We start from the raw sequence: 3,323 nt of genomic DNA on the forward strand, positions 1-3,323 counted from the left end.
CAGCGTCCACTTCTGGCCGATAGCTGACTTGCAACAAGTTATATCCCAATCCGTACAAATCATCTAGCGACTTTGAAATAAATAAGGCCATCACCTAAAAAGCGACAGCCCTCAAATACGTCTTTCTAAACAATGGCGAACATTTCAGGACTCACCTACGCACAGATGAAACGCATCGCCAACGCGATGGGAATTCATGCCACAGATCAATCTCTATGGTCTGACACCCAATACATCAGACGCCTGCTGTCTGCCAGAGGTTTTGTCACGTTCGACAATGAAATACCATTTGAATCGTGGGACGGCCCGCCCGATCTGGCACTGTTATCCATCAAGCACTACCAAAAAAACGAGAAAAATTTTTGGCAGGGGTAGTTTTCAAGCAATTGGTCGGCTTACTCATCGTTCTGGATTCGGTCAGCTCTCTACCGTCAAACATACGTACCGACTTCGATGCTATGCAACACAAATGGTTTATCACAGTCTCATGACCGCATGATTCCGATTCCACATCAACCTACAGCAACGAGCAACGGTCGCGTCAGCGACGAAAGAGACACACGCTGACGCCCCTGCGCATCAAAATTATCTGGGCTAAGCCAATGAGTCAACGCGTCATTTATCGCCGGCCAATCGCAATCAATAGCGGCGTACCATGCGGTATCACGGTTATGCCCTTTGACTACCGCCGCCTGCCGGAACACGCCTTCAAACGACAGGCCCAGCCGCTGCGCCGCGCGACGCGATGCTCGATTCAGTGCATTGCACTTCCATTCATAGCGCCGAAACCCAAGCGCAAAAGCTTCTTTCATCATCAACCACATCGCTTCCGTCGCGATCGGTGTACGCTGCATAAGTGGCGAGAAATTCAAATGTCCAACCTCAATACTTCCCTGCTCAGGCGAAATCCTTAAGTAACTTGCAATCCCAACCGGCGTATTCGATTCCAGATTGATGATCGCAAAAAACAGGACATCTTGGTCCTGGCCGCAACCGATCAACCAGGAAGTAAAGTCTTCAAACGATTCAAACGGCCCGTAGGGAAGATAAGTCCAATTTCTCCCTTCGCTATCCAGCGAAAACGCAGCGTACAAGTCTTTGGCATGAACCGAGGGATTAAGTGGTTCCAAACGACAAAAACGCCCTCCCCGAACTTCAGGAGTCGGCCGTGTTGCTCCTTGCCAATCAGTAACTGGCATACCAAGCAACTGGCCTAACGGATTAAACACATTACTCATAAATCCACTTCCCCTATGCGCCACAAGAAATCATGCTAAAAAGTCTAATTGATGTGAATTGGCAAAGACCATTTTGATACGAAGAAATGCAGCTGAACGTCTTTATTAGGCTAAAAGCGGCTGGTCATACTTAATCAAAAACGCTCTGCCTCACACTGCTCCGGTTCCCACTGATGTAACAGCGTCGCCCATTTCCTCTGGTGTATGTCGATCAGCCCGGACCAGGCGCATTTTTTGAAAATCAACCGCGACCTTTCACAGGATGCTCGCAGGAAAAGCATCACTCAGGCCAAGGCTCCCTGGCTTGATTACCGGGCCTTGGCCAAAGTGAAAAACAAGTTGCACTTCCTGGAACATTACGACACGGAGCAGTAAGGCAAGGCCGACTGGCCGTGTGCAGCCTATGAGCGTGTGCTTGTCTGTTTCAGCACACGTTCCAGCAGTTCCTCGTAAATAGGCTTGCCCCCAAGCCATTTGGCCGTAATGTAGGCACTCATGCAGGTGATCATAAGGGGCAGCAGCAGGCTATAGGCACCGGTCAGTTCTGCAATCAGAATGATGCCGACCGTTGGCGCGTGCACCGAGGCAGCGAACAGGCCACCCATGGCCGCAATGCCGAACACAACAGGATCCAGGCCATGTAGGGCTGGCAAACTGTTTGCAAGTGTGCCGAACCCCAGCCCTGCGCAAAAAGCCAGCGAGAGAATCGGCGCAAAGATGCCGCCAGGAACACCCGTGGCATAACTGGCCGTTGTTGTTAGAAACCGGACGACAACCAGTGTCAGCAGCACGCCGAGTGCAGGTGGCGTGGTGCTGAGTTGCTGGATCAGTTTCTCGCCGCCTGTAACGGCCGAGGGAAAAGCCACCAGCAGAAGTCCAACCGACAGGCCGACGGTCGCGGGAAACGCATAGGGTAAGTGTTTATGACAAAAAGCACTCAGGCTGGAAGCAAACAGCAGCCCCTTGTTCAGAGCCAGGCCCAGAAGCCCCAGCAGGCCGCCCAGCACAACGAAGGCTGGTAGTACAGTCAGAGCAAGCGGGCTTGCCTGTATTGCGAGGTGTAGATCAGGGCCCGGGCTTGCCCCCGTGACCAGGCTGGCAAACGCCGTGGCCAGTACACAGGCTATGGCCACTGCCATGAAGTTCCGGAACGAGAACGGGAATTGCCGCCGCATTTCTTCACCCACGAAGAGCAAAGCGGCCACCGGTGCGTTGAAGGCACATGCAAGACCTGCTGCAGCACCCGCCGCCAGAAGGCCTTTGTGCTCGTGTTCTGCCTGCCTTGTCTTGTTCGAAAGCCAGGCCGAAATCGATGCGCCGATATGGATTGTTGGGCCTTCGCGGCCCAGTACCAGACCGGATCCGATTGAGAGAATGCCAGTAAAAAATTTAACCGGCAAAATGCGTTGCCAGCGGATGATGCGCACTCCATCCATGGCACCCTCAATTTCCTGAACTCCGCTGCCAGCGGCTTCAGGTGCAACGCGTCGCACCACCAGAACACAGAGTACAGTGATCAAAGCAGTGATCAGCCCGCTGAGGGTCAGGTGCAACCAGCCGTTTGTATGACTGGCAAGCCATGCAGGCCAGCGTGAAACGCTATCAATGGCCACGTGAAAAAGCCCGCCTATCAGGCCAACAAGTACGCCTACCAGAGCGGCTGCGGCAAAGTGGCGTGCGTCTGAGATGGATTTAGGACTCATCAGTTAGCAGGTTTATTGTTGGGCCCTGAGTTTAACGCCTGAATCCGGATGTTATTTTTGCACGGGTGGTAGGTTGCTAAGGTTCAAATGCTTGATTCAATGGTGTAAAGAGTGTTCCGTACACTTAAAGAGCAATGCGTCCACCGGCATCGGTTTGAAACTGGTGACCCATTGACGCAGATGGGGGCTCACGGAATGGAGTCGATTGCTTAAATACTTGCTGTTGTCGCCGAGCTCCCCGTTGTATTGAGCAGTTCATTGCAGGCTAGCGTTGCATAGACCCACTAGCTGAACAGCGGTTTTATTGTTCTTTCTGGATGGCCGCTATGAGTCGGATTCCGTCATTAGTTGTTTGGCTACCATCGGCCAGAAGTGGACGCTG

Annotated in this window: 4 protein-coding genes; 2 read left to right on the forward strand and 2 right to left on the reverse strand. The window is 52.6% G+C overall.

Going from position 1 to position 3,323, the window contains the following annotated elements; genetic code table 11:
• Positions 1 to 165 precede the first annotated feature (165 nt).
• Positions 166 to 375 (forward strand): hypothetical protein, encoded by a 210-nt coding sequence (locus PuT2_RS15975; RefSeq protein WP_216820837.1) that lies wholly within the window; start codon positions 166 to 168, stop codon positions 373 to 375.
• Positions 376 to 512: 137 nt separating this feature from the next.
• On the opposite strand, the gene PuT2_RS15555 is transcribed toward PuT2_RS15975, so the two are convergent.
• Complete coding sequence (locus PuT2_RS15555; RefSeq protein ID WP_093971906.1) at positions 513 to 1,238, reverse strand: GNAT family N-acetyltransferase; 726 nt, start codon at positions 1,236 to 1,238, stop codon at positions 513 to 515.
• A 204-nt stretch (positions 1,239 to 1,442) separates the two neighbouring features.
• Between PuT2_RS15555 and PuT2_RS15560 the strand changes: the two genes are divergently transcribed.
• Positions 1,443 to 1,613, forward strand: a complete 171-nt coding sequence (locus PuT2_RS15560) for a DUF3470 domain-containing protein (RefSeq protein WP_093971907.1) — start codon at positions 1,443 to 1,445, stop codon at positions 1,611 to 1,613.
• A gap of 26 nt (positions 1,614 to 1,639) precedes the next feature.
• Here the strand turns inward: PuT2_RS15560 and clcA are convergent, their stop codons facing one another.
• Positions 1,640 to 2,941, reverse strand: coding sequence for a H(+)/Cl(-) exchange transporter ClcA (gene clcA / locus PuT2_RS15565; protein WP_093971908.1), 1,302 nt, complete (start codon positions 2,939 to 2,941; stop codon positions 1,640 to 1,642).
• Positions 2,942 to 3,323 lie beyond the last annotated feature (382 nt).

The sequence above is a fragment of the Pusillimonas sp. T2 genome, assembly GCF_002236805.1.
GTDB lineage: Bacteria > Pseudomonadota > Gammaproteobacteria > Burkholderiales > Burkholderiaceae_B > Neopusillimonas.

Bases quoted from the DNA above. Each gene is read 5' to 3' on its own strand.
- PuT2_RS15975 (WP_216820837.1), top strand. From the start codon at position 166: ATGAAACGCATCGCCAACGCGATGGGAATTCATGCCACAGATCAATCT.
- PuT2_RS15555 (WP_093971906.1), bottom strand. From the start codon at position 1,238: ATGAGTAATGTGTTTAATCCGTTAGGCCAGTTGCTTGGTATGCCAGTT.
- PuT2_RS15560 (WP_093971907.1), top strand. From the start codon at position 1,443: ATGTCGATCAGCCCGGACCAGGCGCATTTTTTGAAAATCAACCGCGAC.
- clcA (WP_093971908.1), bottom strand. From the start codon at position 2,941: ATGAGTCCTAAATCCATCTCAGACGCACGCCACTTTGCCGCAGCCGCT.